Annotated in this window: 15 protein-coding genes; 3 read left to right on the forward strand and 12 right to left on the reverse strand. The window is 69.5% G+C overall.

Features of this window, described 5'->3' with window-relative positions; all coding sequences use genetic code 11:
* Window positions 1–309: 309 nt before the first annotated feature.
* The 3 genes from glnII to ACSYGN_RS30035 form a co-directional block, all read right to left on the reverse strand.
* The gene (gene glnII, locus ACSYGN_RS30025; RefSeq protein ID WP_460401081.1) at window positions 310–1,338 is read right to left on the reverse strand and encodes a glutamine synthetase; all 1,029 of its coding nucleotides are present in this window, start codon (window positions 1,336–1,338) and stop codon (window positions 310–312) included.
* A 516-nt stretch (window positions 1,339–1,854) separates the two neighbouring features.
* Complete coding sequence (locus tag ACSYGN_RS30030; protein ID WP_460401083.1) at window positions 1,855–2,568, reverse strand: hypothetical protein; 714 nt, start codon at window positions 2,566–2,568, stop codon at window positions 1,855–1,857.
* Between the two features lie 120 nt (window positions 2,569–2,688).
* Entirely contained in the window at window positions 2,689–3,054 is a 366-nt protein-coding gene (locus ACSYGN_RS30035; RefSeq protein WP_460401085.1) for an ArsC/Spx/MgsR family protein, read from the reverse strand.
* A 229-nt stretch (window positions 3,055–3,283) separates the two neighbouring features.
* On the opposite strand from ACSYGN_RS30035, the gene ACSYGN_RS30040 reads away from it, so the two are divergent.
* Both ACSYGN_RS30040 and ACSYGN_RS30045 read left to right on the forward strand, forming a co-directional pair.
* A complete protein-coding gene (locus ACSYGN_RS30040; RefSeq protein ID WP_460401087.1) occupies window positions 3,284–3,589 on the forward strand; it encodes a hypothetical protein in 306 nt (101 codons plus the stop codon).
* A gap of 335 nt (window positions 3,590–3,924) precedes the next feature.
* Window positions 3,925–5,265 (forward strand): DUF2252 domain-containing protein, encoded by a 1,341-nt coding sequence (locus ACSYGN_RS30045; protein ID WP_460401089.1) that lies wholly within the window; start codon window positions 3,925–3,927, stop codon window positions 5,263–5,265.
* A gap of 70 nt (window positions 5,266–5,335) precedes the next feature.
* Here ACSYGN_RS30045 and pspAB read toward each other — a convergent pair whose 3' ends face one another.
* The 5 genes from pspAB to glnA all read right to left on the reverse strand — a co-directional run bounded on the left by pspAB (window position 5,336) and on the right by glnA (window position 11,891).
* Window positions 5,336–5,920, reverse strand: a complete 585-nt coding sequence (gene pspAB, locus ACSYGN_RS30050) for a PspA-associated protein PspAB (RefSeq protein ID WP_460401091.1) — start codon at window positions 5,918–5,920, stop codon at window positions 5,336–5,338.
* A 2-nt stretch (window positions 5,921–5,922) separates the two neighbouring features.
* Window positions 5,923–6,840: a zinc metalloprotease HtpX gene (gene htpX / locus ACSYGN_RS30055; protein ID WP_460401093.1), complete on the reverse strand. Its 918-nt coding sequence runs from the start codon at window positions 6,838–6,840 to the stop codon at window positions 5,923–5,925.
* Window positions 6,841–7,017: 177 nt separating this feature from the next.
* Entirely contained in the window at window positions 7,018–7,275 is a 258-nt protein-coding gene (locus ACSYGN_RS30060) for an SCO2583/SCO2584 N-terminal domain-containing protein (protein ID WP_460401095.1), read from the reverse strand.
* A gap of 186 nt (window positions 7,276–7,461) precedes the next feature.
* Entirely contained in the window at window positions 7,462–10,059 is a 2,598-nt protein-coding gene (rph, locus tag ACSYGN_RS30065; protein WP_460401097.1) for a rifamycin-inactivating phosphotransferase, read from the reverse strand.
* 422 nt (window positions 10,060–10,481) lie between these two features.
* Window positions 10,482–11,891, reverse strand: a complete 1,410-nt coding sequence (gene glnA / locus ACSYGN_RS30070) for a type I glutamate--ammonia ligase (RefSeq protein ID WP_460401099.1) — start codon at window positions 11,889–11,891, stop codon at window positions 10,482–10,484.
* Between the two features lie 209 nt (window positions 11,892–12,100).
* Between glnA and ACSYGN_RS30075 the strand changes: the two genes are divergently transcribed.
* A complete protein-coding gene (locus tag ACSYGN_RS30075) occupies window positions 12,101–12,568 on the forward strand; it encodes an RDD family protein (protein WP_460401101.1) in 468 nt (155 codons plus the stop codon).
* A 104-nt stretch (window positions 12,569–12,672) separates the two neighbouring features.
* Here the strand turns inward: ACSYGN_RS30075 and ACSYGN_RS30080 are convergent, their stop codons facing one another.
* The 4 genes from ACSYGN_RS30080 to lipB form a co-directional block, all read right to left on the reverse strand.
* Window positions 12,673–13,374: a DUF4191 domain-containing protein gene (locus tag ACSYGN_RS30080; RefSeq protein ID WP_460401103.1), complete on the reverse strand. Its 702-nt coding sequence runs from the start codon at window positions 13,372–13,374 to the stop codon at window positions 12,673–12,675.
* 226 nt (window positions 13,375–13,600) lie between these two features.
* Window positions 13,601–13,804, reverse strand: a complete 204-nt coding sequence (locus ACSYGN_RS30085; RefSeq protein ID WP_460401105.1) for an SCO2195 family GlnR-regulated protein — start codon at window positions 13,802–13,804, stop codon at window positions 13,601–13,603.
* Between the two features lie 290 nt (window positions 13,805–14,094).
* A complete protein-coding gene (gene lipA / locus ACSYGN_RS30090) occupies window positions 14,095–15,060 on the reverse strand; it encodes a lipoyl synthase (RefSeq protein ID WP_460401107.1) in 966 nt (321 codons plus the stop codon).
* Between the two features lie 206 nt (window positions 15,061–15,266).
* Entirely contained in the window at window positions 15,267–16,067 is an 801-nt protein-coding gene (gene lipB / locus ACSYGN_RS30095) for a lipoyl(octanoyl) transferase LipB (protein WP_460401109.1), read from the reverse strand.
* Between the last annotated feature and the right edge of the window lie 101 nt (window positions 16,068–16,168).

Genomic DNA, 16,168 nt, shown 5'->3' on the forward strand with positions numbered 1-16,168 from the left:
TCGTGGCCCGGCCCGTCGGGACGTACGTCGTGCGCGCTGGCCGAAGGCCGGAGGTGTACGGCTTCAGAGGGCCCGCGCGTTCACCGCGCGACAACACAGCCGGTCGTAGCAGTGGTGCTGACGGGACGGCCAGAAGGGCTCCAGGTCAGGGCGACCCGGTGCGATGTCCCTCTGGAGGCTGGCCATGCGTCCATTGAAGCAGACACCGCCGGTGCCAGGGAGTCTCCTCTCACTGCTCGGACACGGCGGCAGCGCGAAGGGGCGTCCACCGTGCCGGTGGACGCCCCTGATGTGCGGTGGATGCGCGGATCAGACCTGGCCGGCCTTCTCCAGCGCCGCGCAGCAGGTGTCGACGATCAGGCGCGTCACGACGTACGGGTCTACGTTGGCGTTCGGGCGGCGGTCCTCGATGTAGCCCTTGCCGTCCTTCTCGACCTGCCACGGGATGCGCACCGAGGCACCGCGGTTGGAGACGCCGTAGGAGTACTCGTCCCACGGAGCGGTCTCGTGCAGACCGGTGAGGCGGGCGTCGATGCCGGCGCCGTAGTTCTTGACGTGGTCGAGCGGCTTGGAGCCCTCGCCGAGCGACTCGCACGCGGTGATGATCGCGTCGTAACCCTCGCGCATCGCCTTCGTGGAGAAGTTGGTGTGCGCACCGGCGCCGTTCCAGTCGCCCTTGACCGGCTTGGGGTCGAGGGTGGCGGAGACATCGAAGTCCTCGGCCGTGCGGTAGAGCAGCCAGCGGGCGACCCACAGCTGGTCGGCGACCTCCAGCGGGGCCAGCGGGCCCACCTGGAACTCCCACTGGCCGGGCATGACCTCGGCGTTGATGCCGGAGATGCCCAGACCCGCCGTCAGGCAGTTGTCCAGGTGCGCCTCGACGACGTCACGGCCGAAGATCTCGTCGGCGCCGACACCGCAGTAGTAGCCGCCCTGCGGGGCCGGGAAGCCGCCTGCCGGGAAGCCCAGCGGACGGCCGTCCACGAAGAAGGTGTACTCCTGCTCGATGCCGAAGATCGGCTGCTGCTCGGCAAACTTCTCGGCGACCTCGGCCAGCGCGGCACGGGTGTTGGACGGGTGCGGGGTGAAGTCGATGTTCAGGACCTCGCACAGCACCAGGACGTCGTCGCCGCCGCGGATCGGGTCGGGGCAGATGAAGACCGGCTTGAGCACACAGTCCGAGGCGTGGCCCTCGGCCTGGTTGGTGGAGGACCCGTCGAAGCCCCAGATCGGCAGCTCCGCACCCTTCGCGTCATCGGCAAGGATCTTGGTCTTGGAACGCAGCTTGGCCATCGGCTCGGTGCCGTCGATCCAGATGTACTCAGCCTTGAAGCTCACGGGGCCACATCCTTCGGGTGGGTCTGGGCGCAGCGCACTGTGCGGGTGCTGCGAGTGCTGCGGGTGGTGCGGCGCTGCGGCACTGGGACGCCGCGCTCGATGCTGCCCGGCAGCCTGTCAACAGGCGGTTTCTCAGCCGTTGCCCGAGTGTGAAGGCCGTGTTACCTGGTCTTTCTGTGGTGCGAGTCACGCTGTGAGGACAGGCCGGGGGGCGCAGGGGGCCCGTGGGGGCGCCGGACAGGGGTCCGGGCGGGGCACGGCGGCCTGCCCGTCCGGCCCGGCCCTACGGCCCCGCCCGCGTCCTTCGCCGTCGCGGACCGCCGGTCGCACGGCCGCTCGTATGCGATGGGATTGAACGGGGCCGTGGGGTTGAACGGCGCCGTGAGCGGTGGATCACAGCGAGCGGATCACACCCGCGCGGCGGCCACCGGCCTCCCCTCCGTGAAGCCGGGGAAGCCGGGGAAGCCGGGGAAGCCGGGGAAGCCGGGGACCGCCCACGGACCCCACCCGCCTTCCTCAGCCCACCTTCTCGATCACCGCCCGGCGGATCAGGAACTTGCCCGGCTCGCGGACCTGTTCGAAGGCCGCGTTGTTCAGCAGCACACAACTCCCGGACACGGACGTCACGGTCACCGTCGTGGACTTGTTGTTGTCGAGGTTGGTCACCTTCAGCTTCGTCCCCGCCGGGAACTGGTTGCTGGACGCCGCAGGGGAACCCGCCTCCCCGGAGAGGGTGACCGTGGAGCCCTTGCACACCTGCCGGCCTGCCGTGGCCGCGCCACCGCCACCGGTGCCGCCCGTTCTGGCCGACTGTGTGGGCTGCGCGGCCCGGGTGGGCTGTGCGTTCTGGGTGGGCTGTGCGGTGGAGGTCTGAGAGCCCTGAGCCGACTCCCCGACGACGCAACCGGACGCCTTCTGCTGCACCTTGATCTGCGCGACGACCGCCTCGCGGTTGGCGATCCGGGCCGCCGACTGGGCGTCCGGAGCGGCCCGCTGACCGTCGATGAACCGCTGGTTGTTGCCGAGCGCGGTGGCCAGCCCCAGACACACGGTCGAGTCGGCGGCCGACGACAGCGTCCGCGCCTTCTTCGTCTGCGGCTGTGCCTGTGCCGACGACTGGGCGGCGTTCGAGGTGCTCGCCAGAGCGAAGGCACCGCCGCCCGCCGCCACTGCGGCGGCTACGAGCACCGCGAGCTTCTTCTTCGTGCCGAGAGTTCTCCTACGCGACATGCGCGCCTCCTGGGAGGTCGGGGAGCGTACGCCGCTAGGTACGAGATACCGAACGGCGTTACTCAGCGGTTACCGGAGCCGCTGACGTAACCTGCGTCACACCGACGGGAGTTCGGCGGCTCAGTCGCGGCGCGCCAGGGCGTCCCGTACGGCCTCCTCGCTGCGCCCCACGACCGCCGTGCCGTCGTCCGCGGTGATGATCGGCCGCTGGATCAGCGCCGGACGGGCGGCGAGTGCCGCGATCCACCGCTCCCGTGAACCGGCGTCCCGCGCCCACTCCTCGATCCCCAGGTCCCCGGCGGCGGCCTCCCGGGTGCGGGTGATGTCCCACGGTTCGAGGCCCAGACGGTCGAGTACGTCCCTGATCTCGTCCTCCGTCGGCACGTCCTCCAGATAACGCCGGACGGTGTACTCGGCGCCCTCGGCGTCGAGCAGGGTGAGCGCGCTGCGGCACTTCGAGCAGGCCGGATTGATCCAGATCTCCATGCCGCCCACCGTACGCGACGTGCGCGAGAGGTTCTTGTTCGAATTCTGCCGACTCGCACGCGACCCCTGTGTCCTGTGTGACGAACTGACAAATTCCCTGCTCAGGGCAGAGATTGAGGCGGGATTATGGACTGCTGGATGTCAGTGGCGGGCAGTAAACTGGTAGCAGTGTTCGAAGGAGTCGGCCGGAGTGTCCGGACGGCGCCCCGACCGCGACAGGAGGATGCCCGTGCCCGCTGCCGCACTGAAGCAGAAGCCCTTGCCCACCCAGTCGACCGCCCGCCGCCCCGTCCAGCTCGACCTGCCGTACGCGCCGGTGCTGAAGCAGCCGCTCCCGGCCGGACGGCCGCGCGAGTGGTACGTGACGCACAACCGCCGCCTCAAGGCCCTGCGCCTCGTGATCGCCCTGCTCGACTCCGGGATCTATCTGCCGGGCCAGGCGCGCAACGAGAAGATACGCAGCACGGCGCAGCTCATCGGCGTCCACCCGCCGTCGGACACCACGTGCAGCATGGTCCGGGCGCTGATGCGCTGACGCCCGTCTCCCGGTGAGGCGCGACGGCGCCGGGTGCCCCTGCCCTCGCAGGACACCCGGCGCCGCCGTTCCCGCCGTTCCTGCCGTTCGCGCCGTTCCGGCCGTCCAGCCGGCGGCTCATGTCACCCGAACGCCGTACCAGGCATGCGCCCCACCCCCATCCACCGTTCACTGCGACCAGGAGGTACGAGCAGCGGCAGGACGTGCGAGCAGGGAGGCGAGATGGAACGGCGGTACGGCATACGGCGTCACAGCAGCCCCACGACCCACCCCACCGGGCCGACGGCCCGGCGCACCACCAGGCCACCTGCCCGGCGCCCCGCCCGGACCCGGGCATGACCACCCCCGTCGACCGCGCCCGGCGCGGCAAGGCGGCCCGCACCCGTGTCCCCCGCTCCGCGCACGCCGACTGGCTGCCCGGGGTGGACCGCTCCGACCCCGTCGCCGTACTGGAGCGGCAGGGCCGTGACCGGCTCCCGGAACTGCTGCCGATCCGGTACGGCAGGATGGCCGCCTCGCCCTTCGCCTTCCTGCGCGGCGCCGCCGCCGTGATGGCCGACGACCTCGCCGCGCTGCCGCACACCGGACTCATGGTGCAGCTGTGCGGCGACGCCCACCTGCTCAACTTCGGGCTGTACGCCTCGCCGGAACGCGCCCTGCTCTTCGACCTCAACGACTTCGACGAGACGTTCCCCGGCCCCTTCGAGTGGGATGTGAAACGGCTCGCCGCGTCCGTCGCCGTGGCCGCGCGGGAGAACGGGCACAGCGAGCCCAAGGTGCGCCAGGCGGCGCTGGAGTCGGCCGCCGCGTACCGCAGGGCCGTCCGGGAGCTCGCGGGGAGAGGCGAGCTGGACGTCTGGTACACCCGTATCGACGCCGACAGCCTGCTGCCCCTGATCCGCTCGGGCCGTGACCGCCGCCGTGTCGAGTCCTCCCTCAGCCGGGCCCGCCGCCGCACCAGCCTGCACGCCCTCGGCAAGCTCACCGAGGTCGTCGACGGACGGCGCCGCATCATCCAGGACCCGCCGCTGCTCGAAGCCGCCGGGCCGCCGGACATGGCCGCGATGCGCAAGATCTTCAGCGACTACCGTTCCACCCTCACCGAGGAACGCCGGCTGCTGCTGGACCGCTACCGCTTCGTGGACGCCGCTCGTAAGGTCGTCGGCGTCGGCAGCGTCGGTCTGCGCTGCTTCATCGTGCTGCTGGCCGGAAAGGACGACGACGATCCGCTGTTCCTCCAGATCAAGGAGGCGCGCAAGTCGGTCCTGGAGGACCATCTCCCCAGCGGCCCCATCATCCATGCCGGCCACCGGGTGGTCGCCGGGCAGCGGCTGCTCCAGGCGGCGAGCGACATCTTCCTCGGCTGGATGAGCGGCCCGCAGGGACGCGCCTTCTACTGGCGCCAGCTGCGCGACATGAAGGGCTCCGCCGACATCGCCGGGATGGGCCCGGCGGAACTGCTTCCCTACGCCCGGCTGTGCGGCACCGCCCTGGCCCGCGCCCACGCCCGCTCCGGCGACCGTGTCGCCATCGCCGGATATCTGGGCGGCGCGGACACCTTCGAACGTGCCATCGCCGACTTCGCCCTGCGCTACGCCGACCAGACCACCGCCGACCACACCGCCCTGGTGGCGGCCGTGGACGCCGGGGTGGTACCGGCACGCCACGGCGTCTGAGGCGCCCGCCAGACCTCCTCCGGGCCGTGTCTGCGCCGTGGCGGAACTGCTCGATGGCTCGATGGGAGCCTCAGAGCCCGGGGGCGCCCCACACGGGGAACCAGCGACTGAGGTCTTGCTCGATGCGCAGGTCGTTCGTGAGAGCCGCCTTCACCTGGAGCTCCAGCGCGTTGTCACGCCGCTCCGCCCCGCCGGGCAGCGGGGCGAAGGGGAAGAAGGTGCCGCGCTTGTAGAGATAGACCAGGGCCAGCCGCCTCCCGGCGTCGTCCTCGAACCCGGCCAGGGAGCACAGCAGCTGGGGGCCGAAACCGTTGACCTCCATGGCGCTGTTCACCGCGTGCAGATCGTTGACCAGCTCCACGAGCTGGTCCGGGGTACGGCTCGACACCAGCCAGGAGTAGCCGTAGTCGTCCCGCGCCAGCCGCACCGGCGGACCGGTGCGGTCGGCGTCCGCGTCGAGCAGCGCCTGGACCTCGCGGTGCGTCTGGTCGAACGCCGCGCCCTCCACCGTGGCGAAACAGACCGCGCCCTGCCCGGTCGGGGTGAAACCGGCCGCCGCCTGGAGTGTCACCGCCGCCGACGGCAGCGCGAAGAGCTGGTCCAGATCGGGTACGACCGGTTTCGTACGGCCGAGAATGATGTCCAGCAGCCCCATGCTCAGCCCGCCTTCCCCGGCGTCGCGGCCTCACCCAGCTCGGCGGAGATCCGCCCCAGCTGCTCCAGCCGCTGCTCCAGACTGGGGTGGGTGGACAGCAGCCGCGAGAGGTCGACCCCGGAGCCGGTGGCCGGGGTGAAGTAGAACGCGTTGAAGGCCTGTGCGGTCCGCAGATCCCGGGTGGGGATGCGGGCGATGTCCCCGGTGACCTTGGTGAGCGCGGAGGCCAGCGCCGAGGGCCGCCCGGTCAGCAGCGCCGCCGCACGGTCCGCGGCCAGCTCCCGGTACCGGGACAGCGCCCGGATCAGCAGGAAGCTGAGGGCGTACACGGCCGCCGAGATGCCCATCACGGCGGCGAACACGGCCACGGTGTTCTGGTCCTTGCGGCCCCGGAACAGCGAGGAGTAGAAGGCGAACCGGACCATCAGGCCCGCGATCACCCCGAGGAACGAGGCGATGGTGATCACCGCGACGTCCTTGTGCGCCACATGGGACAGCTCGTGCGCCAGGACACCCTCCAGCTCGGCGGGTTCGAGGCGGCGCAGCAGCCCCGTGGTCACGCAGACCACCGCGTGGTCTGCGTTGCGCCCGGTCGCGAAGGCGTTCGGCATCTCCATGTCGGAGACCGCGACCACCGGCTTGGGCATGTCGGCGACGGCGCACAGCCGGTCGATCACGCCGTGCAGTTCGGGGAACTCCTCGCGCTCCACGATCCGCCCTCGCATCGCGTACAGCGCGACCCGGTCGGAGAACCAGTACTGCGCGATGAGCATGCCGGCCACGATCACCACGACCAGCACCCACGACTTCAGCAGCACGATCAACGCGGCGACGAACACCACGTACAGCAACCCGAGCAGGAACATCGTCAGGCCCATTCGGGCCGTCAGCCGCCGGTCGCTCCGGAAGCGGCTCTGCATCTTGCATCACCCCGCAGTCAGGCACTCGTCCCGCTGTCCAGTGTGCACCTGGGGACCCCCATGAGGTGGTCCTGATCGGCCCTGCTAGGGGCAAAACGTCCCTATGAATATCCCTGTGAATATCCCTGTGAATCGGCTGGATCCGGGCGCCGGTCACGACCGCCCGGGGACGGCGGCTCAGTAGCCCGTCGCCCCGGTCTGCGCATAGCCGAACACGAAGATCACCGTGGCCACGCAGAGGAGCACCACGGCGGTGGCCAGCCACGACCGGCGCGGCGCCACCGGGTCCGGGTCGGCGCGGAACGGCACCGGCTCGGGCGGGTTCTCCCGCCAGCGGGCGGCCAGCATCCGGGCCCGCGCCGAGGGCTCCTTGTGCTCGGCGGAGGCCGCCCATCTGAGATCGAACTCCCGCTCCCAATCGTCCCGTTCGGACATCCCCGTATCCACGCGCCCCTCTTTCACCCGGCTGAAGACCGTCCCCGCTATTAGAAGCGCCGAGCGACCGAAAGGTTGCACGAAGCCCCCGGACACCAGCGGGAACGCGCCGGAGACCGTCCGGAACGCGCCGGTCCCTTGATGATCTTGCACTGTTGTCGCTGAGGGGCTTCCCGGTGCGGTCGGTCAAGGCAGGATCTCGACGTACCCGTCGGTCCCGTGCACGCGGATCCGCTGCCCGTCCCGGATCAGCCGGGTGGCCTGCTCCACGCCCACGACGGCCGGCAAGCCGTACTCCCGGGCGATCACTGCGCCATGGGTCATCAGGCCGCCCACCTCCGTCACCAGGCCCGCGACTCCGACGAACAGCGGCGACCAGCTGGGGTCCGTGAACGTCGTGACCAGGATGTCGCCCGCTTCGAGATCGGCCTCCGCCATGTCAAGGATGACGCGGGCCCTTCCCTCGACGGTCCCGGCGGAAACCGGCAGGCCGGTCAGGGCGCCGGCCGGCACGTCGTCGCGCCGGTACGCACCGGTGACTGCCTCACCGTCCGAGGTGAGCACCCGGGGCGGTGTGAGCGCGTTGTACGACCGGAACGCGTCCTTGCGCTGCTGGATGAGCCGGCCGTCCACCTGGTGCGAGCGCACGACGTCGTGGATTTCCTGGAAAGTGAGGTAGAAGATGTCCTCCTTCTCAGGAAGCACGCCGGCCCGTACGAGGCGCTCGGCCTCCTCCAGCAAGGCCTGCTTGTAGACGAAGTAGCGGCTGACGATGCCGTACTTCGGATACTCCCGGTACCCGATGAAGGTGCGGACCCGGTCGATCATCCGCTTGGCCTCGTCGGCTTTCCGGTCCCCGTCCGGCATGGCCCGCAGGCGTGACAGCACGTCCTGTTCCTTCTTCTGCGCCTTCTGCCGCCCTTGCTCGAAGCGCCGTTCGGCGGCGCCCGGCTCGAAGTTCCTGACGTTGTCGAGGATCACGGGCACGAGTGTGGTGGGGCGCTCGCGCCACCGTGGCCTCGTGATGTCGATCTCTCCGACGCAGCGCATGCCGTACCGGTCGAGGTAGGCCTCTATGGCGTCACACGCTTCCATCCCGCCCGCGAGCTTCGCCAGCTCGTCCAGGAAGCCCTCGTCCTCGGTGCCCTCCAGGAACGCCACCACCTCCGACCGGGGGCGGATCAAGTCCGCGACGTCGAGCAGCGCCAGTCCCATTTCCGACGTCACATTGCCGGGGGCGGACAGCGTGAGCGTGTCAGCCGCGTTCTTCTCGCCCAGCCACTCATACAGCGTGTCGTTGAGCCACCACGTGGCCTCCATCCCCGCCATGATCACCTGCATGCTCAGCGGATCACCGAGGACCCGCTTGTGCTCCTCGAATGCCTCCAGCAGGAAGTCGAACAGCGCCGGTCCGGTCTTCGCCCGGATGTCGCGCTCCAAGGCGGAGAGGGACGCCCGACTGCGCTCGATCAGCTCGGTCACGATGGCCGGATCGGTCTCGATCGGGGCGGACGCACCGCCGGCCGGAGGCCCGCCGGGACCCGCATCCGGGAGCGACGCGACGAAACCGTCGCGGTCGAGGACGGTCTCCAGAGCGTCCCTCATCAGCGGATCGCCTCTCCCCATGATGTCCAGGAGGCCGGCGCGGCTCGCGGGCGAGGCCAGGCGCCGGGTGACATCGACGAACAGCCTCCCGCCGGCCTTGTGCATCGGCACCATGGCCGTCAGCTGCCACATGGAGAGCCCGAGAGGCTTCATGGGGTCGGTCATCATCTGCCCATGACCGACGGAGACGTAGACGTGATGCTCCGGGTCGCCGGTCTCGGGGAGGGGGAACAGCGTGGTAATCGGCCGGCTCTGAACGATGTGGAAGCCATCGTCGACCAGGCACCATTCGATGTCCTGAGGGCGGCCGAAGTGCGCTTCGATCCGCCGACCGAGCCGCACGAGCCGCACGACCTGTGCATCCGTCAGCGCCGGCTGCTTCTGCTGCTGCGGGTCGATTGCCGCCTCCTGTGTACCGCCGGTCGGCAGGGCGTGAACGGCACGCTGCTTGGCGGCGATCGCCTTGGCGACGACTTCCCCGTGTCGCACCGTGAAGACGTCCGGGTTCACCAGGCCGGAGACCAGGGCTTCGCCGAGGCCGAAACCGGCGTCCACGGTGGCGACCTTCCGGTTACCCGTGACGGGGTCGGCTGTGAACAGGACGCCGGCCGCATGCGGGAAGACCATCTGCTGTACGACCACGGCCATATGGACGGTACGGTGGTCGATGCCGTTGCGTCGGCGGTAGGTCACGGCCCGCTCGGTGAACAGCGAAGCCCAGCACCGGCTGACGTGCCGGAGGATCGCCGTCGGCCCCACGACGTTCAGGTACGTGTCCTGCTGGCCGGCGAAGGAGGCCGTCGGCAGGTCCTCTGCCGTCGCACTGGATCGGACGGCGTAGGCGGCTTGCTCGCCGAGCCGACCGAGCGCGCGGGTGATCTCCGCCGCGAGTTCGCCCGTGATGGCTGTCTCTTCGATGGTCCGACGAATCTGCGCGCTGAGCGCGCGGATCGCCTCCCGGTCGTCCGGGTTCAAGCGCGACAACTGATCGAGCCGATCGTCGATGAACGCCGCTTCCGCCATGATCCGCCGGAAGGCGTCCGTCGTCACGCAAAAGCCACCCGGCACGCGGATGCCTTCGATCCGCGACAGCCCGCCCAGATGCGCGCCCTTGCCACCGACGAGCGCGACCTGCGTCTCGTCGACCTCTTGAAGATCCAGCACATACTGCTCAGTCATCGCCACCGCGTCCCCTGTACGTCGGCAACAGCACACACACGTCGTGCTCCCCATTTCCGCAGGTTGCGGCCTCGGCCGACGATTCTGCGCCACCACCCGGGCCTTGTGGCAAGCCCCCCGACGCGCTATACGTTGAGAGTGGCAAGGAGGCAGCTCTCCTTGCCTTTTGTCTTTCGCTGAGACGGCCGTTCGTACGTTGACGTCCGTCTGTTGACGTCCGTCTGTTGACGTCCGTCTGTTGACGTCCGTCTGACGGCGCATGCGCCGGCCTGAGCGGCGGCCCCGCGTAAGCCCTCGACGGCCGTTCGCGGTGCAGGGCCGGAAACAGGCCGTCGGCCGTGCCCTTCCAGCGGAGGAAGAGCACGGCCGACGGCCCGCAGACGGTCCAGGGGAGCGGGAACCCGCTCTGACCTGGGGCGATATCACACGTCGAAGTACAGCTCGAACTCGTGCGGGTGCGGGCGGAGCTGGAGCGGGGCGATCTCGTTGGTGCGCTTGAGGTCGATCCACGTCTCGATCAGGTCGGCGGTGAACACGTCACCGGCGAGCAGGAACTCGTGGTCGGCCTCCAGCGAGTCGAGGACGGCCGGGAGCGAGGTCGGGACCTGCGCCACGTTCGCGTGCTCCTCGGGAGCCAGCTCGTAGAGGTCCTTGTCGATCGGCTCGGCCGGCTCGATCTTGTTCTTGATGCCGTCCAGGCCCGCGAGCAGCAGGGCGGAGAAGGCGAGGTAGGGGTTGCCGGAGGAGTCGGGCGCCCGGAACTCGACGCGCTTGGCCTTCGGGTTGGAGCCCGTGATCGGGATGCGCATGGCGGCGGAGCGGTTGCGCTGCGAGTACACCAGGTTGATCGGGGCCTCGAAGCCCGGGACCAGCCGGTGGTACGAGTTCACCGTCGGGTTGGTGAACGCCAGCAGCGACGGGGCGTGCCGCAGGATGCCGCCGATGTAGTAGCGGGCGGTGTCCGACAGGCCCGCGTAGCCGGCCTCGTCGTAGAACAGCGGGTCGCCGTTGCTCCACAGCGACTGGTGGACGTGCATGCCCGAGCCGTTGTCGCCGAAGATCGGCTTCGGCATGAAGGTCGCCGTCTTGTTGTTGCGCCAGGCGACGTTCTTCACGATGTACTTGAAGAGCTGGAGGTCGTCGGCCGCCGCGAGCAGCGTGTTGAACTTGTAGTTGATCTCGGCCTGGCCGGCGGTGCCCACCTCGTGGTGCTGGCGCTCGACCTTGAGGCCCGACTTCTCCAGCTCCAGGGAGATCTCGGCGCGCAGGTCGGCGAAGTGGTCGACCGGCGGGACCGGGAAGTAGCCGCCCTTGTAGCGGACCTTGTAGCCGCGGTTGTCCTGGAGGGCGCCGGTGTTCCAGGCGCCGGCCTCGGAGTCGATGTGGTAGAAGGACTCGTTCGCGGTGGTCGAGAAGCGCACGGAGTCGAAGACGTAGAACTCCGCCTCGGGGCCGAAGTACGCGGTGTCCGCGATACCGGTCGACGCGAGGTACGCCTCGGCCTTCTTCGCCACGTTGCGCGGGTCACGGGAGTACTGCTCACCCGTGATCGGGTCGTGGATGAAGAAGTTGATGTTGAGGGTCTTGTCCCGGCGGAACGGGTCGGTCCGAGCGGTGGACAGGTCGGCGCGCAGCGCCATGTCGGACTCGTGGATGGCCTGGAAGCCGCGGATGGAGGACCCGTCGAAGGCGAGCTCCTCGTCCGGGTCGAACGCCTCGACGGGCACCGTGAAGTGCTGCATGACGCCCGGCAGGTCGCAGAAGCGGACGTCGACGAACTTGACGTCCTCGTCCGCGATGAACTTCTTGGCCTCGTCGGCGTTCTGGAACATCCAGCTCCTCCTACTCCCGACCGTGCCGCCGGGGTGGTAGTTCGTTCGTGCGGCCAGTGCGGTGGCACACGCTGACTCAGACCCTAGGGAGGGGTGATTTCTCGGGCGTGACCCATTTGTTTCGCTGAAGTTAACCGGTCACGCGTCCACGTTAGCCGGGACACACCCCGCCGTCAGGTCGGCCGAGGGGGTCGCAGTACCGTGGTCCGGTGGACAACAGGCAAGCAATGGGATCGTGGCTCTCCGGGCCCCGCGCGGCCCTGGAGGACGCCGGTGCCGATTTCGGATACCGGGGCCAGCAGCTCGGGCTGCCCGAGCAAGGCTCCGGTTCGATCGCCCGCCCCGGACGGCGGCTCGGCGCGATCGCCGTGGACTGGGGTCTGTGCGTGCTGATCGCATACGGCCTCATCACTGACGGCTACGGCCCCGCCACCAGCAACTGGGCGCTGCTCATCTTCTTCGTCCTGAGCGTCCTGACGGTCGGCACGATCGGCTTCACCCCGGGCAAACGCCTCTTCGGCATCCGCGTCGTCGACCTCACCACCGGCGGAGTCAACCCCCTCCGAGCCCTCCTCCGCTCCACCCTCCTGTGCCTGGCGATCCCGGCTCTGATCTGGGACAGGGACGGCAGGGGCCTGCACGACAGGCTGGCGCGGACGGTGGAGGTGCGGATCTAGGTCCGGTGCTACGACGAACTCGGTTCGGTGCTACGACGAAGGGGCGCCCGGTCAATTCCGGACGCCCCTTCTCGCTGTACGAGGGGTGACTTTTCGAAGGGGGTTCAGCGGGCCTTTCCGCCGCCCTTCGGCAGGCGCATCCCCTTGGGCATAGGACCCTTCGGCAAGGGCATGTTCGTCATGAGGTCCCCCATGGCCTTGAGCCGGTCATTGGTCGACGTCACCTGGGGACCGGTCAGCACACGCGGATACTTCAGCAGCGTCGTACGGAGTTTCTTCAGCTCTGTGAGCCCCTCGCCCTTGCCCACGATCACGTCGTGCACCGGGACGTCCGCGACGATGCGGTTCATCTTCTTCTTCTCGGCCGCCAGCAGGGTCTTGACCCGGTTCGGGTTGCCCTCGGCTACCAGGACGATGCCGGCCTTGCCGACGGCGCGGTGCACCACGTCCTGGTTGCGGCTCATGGCCACCGCGGGGGTGGTGGTCCAGCCGCGGCCGACGTTGTCGAGCACGGCCGCCGCTGCGCCCGGCTGGCCGTCCATCTGACCGAACGCGGCGCGCTCGGCGCGGCGTCCGAACACGATCGCCGTGCCGAGGAAGCCGAGCACAAGACCGAGGACGCCCAGATAGACGGGGTGACCGATCAAGAAGCCGATCGCGAGGAAGACACCGAGGGTGCCGATGCCGACGGCCGCGAGTACAAGACCGATCTTCTTGTCGGCCTTGCGGGTCATTTGGTAGGTCAGAGCGATCTGCTTCAGTCGCCCTGCGCTCGCAGCATCCGCTGCCGGTTCCTTCCTCGCCATGGCACGAAGTCTACGTGTCCCCCAGGAGTGCCGACGACGGTGGCGTCCGTCACGGAGGGTGGGGTGGGACACGTGACGTCGGGGGCTGCGGGCGGAAAAGGAGAAAGGCGAAAAGCGGTGGGGGACGGTAGCGGTGGGGGCAAGAAGCGGTGGGGGAGGGAACGGAAGCGGAACAGCCCGGACCAGGAACCGGTGCAGGAACCGGTACCGGAAAGTCCCGGGCCGGTCAGGACCGGACGGCCGTGGACCGGTCCAGGACACGCTGGGCCTCGACCCGGTCCTTGGCGCGGCGGCGGTCCTCCAGGACGGAGGTCCAGGCGTTGCGGCGGGCGGTGCGCTGGCCGCTGCTCATGAGGAGCGACTCGACGGCGCGCAGGGCGTCGGTGAACGACGGGATGGGTGTGGCGCGGACGGGCGGCGCGGCCTGCATGGCGGGGATCCCCCTCGAGACGGCTTGGTACGGGTGTACGTGGCGTGAGTCCAGGGTCACTGTTTGGTGTTACCAGGGCGTGACCGACCGGTCAAACGGCAATGAAGGCTTGTCGGGAGGCCTTGTCACGCCCTGGACACGGCGACGCGGCCCCGCCGTCCTCCCTCAACTGCGAGGACGGTCGGGACCGCGTGGAACCGGACACTACTGGCCGGTAGTAGCTTGTGCGTGAATTCACACAATCGGCCCGCGCCCGTGCGGCGCAACCCGGCCGATGAGATGACGTACTGTCAGACGGCCTGTCCGGCGCTGTACGCGCCCCGCTTCTCCACCGCCATCCGGTACAGCCGCCCGGCGCGGTAGGAGGAGCGCACCAGCGGTCCCGACATGACGCCGGAGAAGCCCATCTCCTCGGCCTCCTCCTTCAGCTCCACGAACTCCTGCGGCTTCACCCAGCGCTCGACGGGGTGGTGGCGCAGCGTGGGACGCAGATACTGCGTGATGGTCACCAGCTCGCAGCCCGAGTCGTGCAGCGCCTTCAGCGCCTCGCTGATCTCCTCACGGGTCTCGCCCATGCCGAGGATCAGGTTCGACTTGGTGACCAGGCCGTAGTCGCGGGCCGCGGTGATGACCGCCAGCGAGCGGTCGTAGCGGAAGCCGGGGCGGATGCGCTTGAAGATCCGCGGCACCGTCTCGACGTTGTGTGCGAAGACCTCGGGCCGGGTGGCGAAGACAGTCTCCAGCAGCTCGGGCACCCCGTTGAAGTCGGGGGCGAGCAGCTCGACCTTGGTCCGGCCGTCCGCGCGCTCGGCGGTCTGCCGGTGGATCTCGCGCACCGTCTCGGCGTATAGCCAGGCGCCGCCGTCCTCCAGGTCGTCACGGGCGACGCCGGTGACGGTGGCGTAGTTCAGATCCATGGTGACGACGGACTCGCCGACCCGGCGCGGCTCGTCGCGGTCCAGCGCCTTCGGCCTGCCGGTGTCGATCTGGCAGAAGTCGCAGCGCCGGGTGCACTGGTCGCCGCCGATGAGGAAGGTCGCCTCGCGGTCCTCCCAGCATTCGTAGATGTTGGGACAGCCGGCTTCCTGGCAGACGGTGTGCAGACCCTCGCTCTTCACCAGGTTCTGCATCTCGGTGTACGCAGGACCCATTTTCGCCCGGGTCTTGATCCACTCGGGCTTGCGCTCGATGGGGGTCTGGCTGTTGCGGACCTCCAGGCGCAGCATCTTGCGTCCGTCGGGGTCGACTGCGGACACGACCGGCTCCCTAGCGATTGATTCTTCGGTGCAATTCAGGGTACGCCCGTGGATTCCGTGGCCACGGGCGGGTACCTGCCCCTCCGGATCACTGTCCGGGCGGGCTTTCTGGCCAAGCTCGAAAGGGCCGGTTTCATTCCCCCGTGTCTTCCGGACACCACCGGTCCGGCCCCGGGTTCACGCCACCGGCCCCGTCCGGCCCGGGCTCAGGCTGCCGGTGTCCGCTCGATCTCCCGCGGCCTCGGTTCCGCGTGCTCCAGCACGTCCTTCAAGTGCCGTTCGACGACCGGCAGGACCTCGGCGATGGTGATGTCCCGGCCCAGCTCGTTCGCCAGCGAGGCCACGCCCGCGTCGCGGATGCCGCACGGGATGATCCGGTCGAACCACCGGTTGTCGGGGTTCACGTTGAGTGCGAAGCCGTGCATCGTGACGCCCTTGGCGACCCGGATGCCGATCGCGGCGATCTTGCGGTCCTCGCGGCGCTGGCCGGCGTTGGAGGGGGCGTACTCCGGGCCGTTGAGGCGGGGGTCGAACTCCTCGTCGGCGAGCCGCGGGTCGAAGTCCAGCGCCAGACCGCCGAGCACAGGGCGCTGCTCGACCGGGTCGCCGAGCACCCAGACGCCGCTGCGGCCCTCGACCCGTGAGGTCTCCAGACCGAATTCCGCGCAGACGCGGATCAGCGCATCCTCCAGGCGGCGTACATGTGCCACGACGTCCACCGGACGCGGCAGTTTCTGGATCGGGTAGCCGACCAGCTGGCCCGGGCCGTGCCAGGTGATCTTGCCGCCGCGGTCCACGTCGATGACCGGGGTGCCGTCGAGGGGGCGCTCGTCGTCCGCGGTGCGGCGGCCCGCCGTGTAGACCGGGGGGTGTTCGAGCAGCAGTACGGTGTCGGGCGCCTCGTCCGCGAAGCGGGCCGCGTGCACCCGGCGCTGTTCGTCCCACGCCTCCTGGTAGTCCACGGCATCCGCGCCGAACCCCATGCGGACGAACCGCAACTCACTCACGGCAAGCGCCTCCTTCGGCCTTCGGCGCGTCCATGGTCCCCGGCGCGGGTTGTACCAGGCAGGGGACGCGCCCCCGCAACTCTACGTCCGCCCGATCGAGC

Source organism: Streptomyces sp. YIM S03343, from assembly GCF_054729195.1.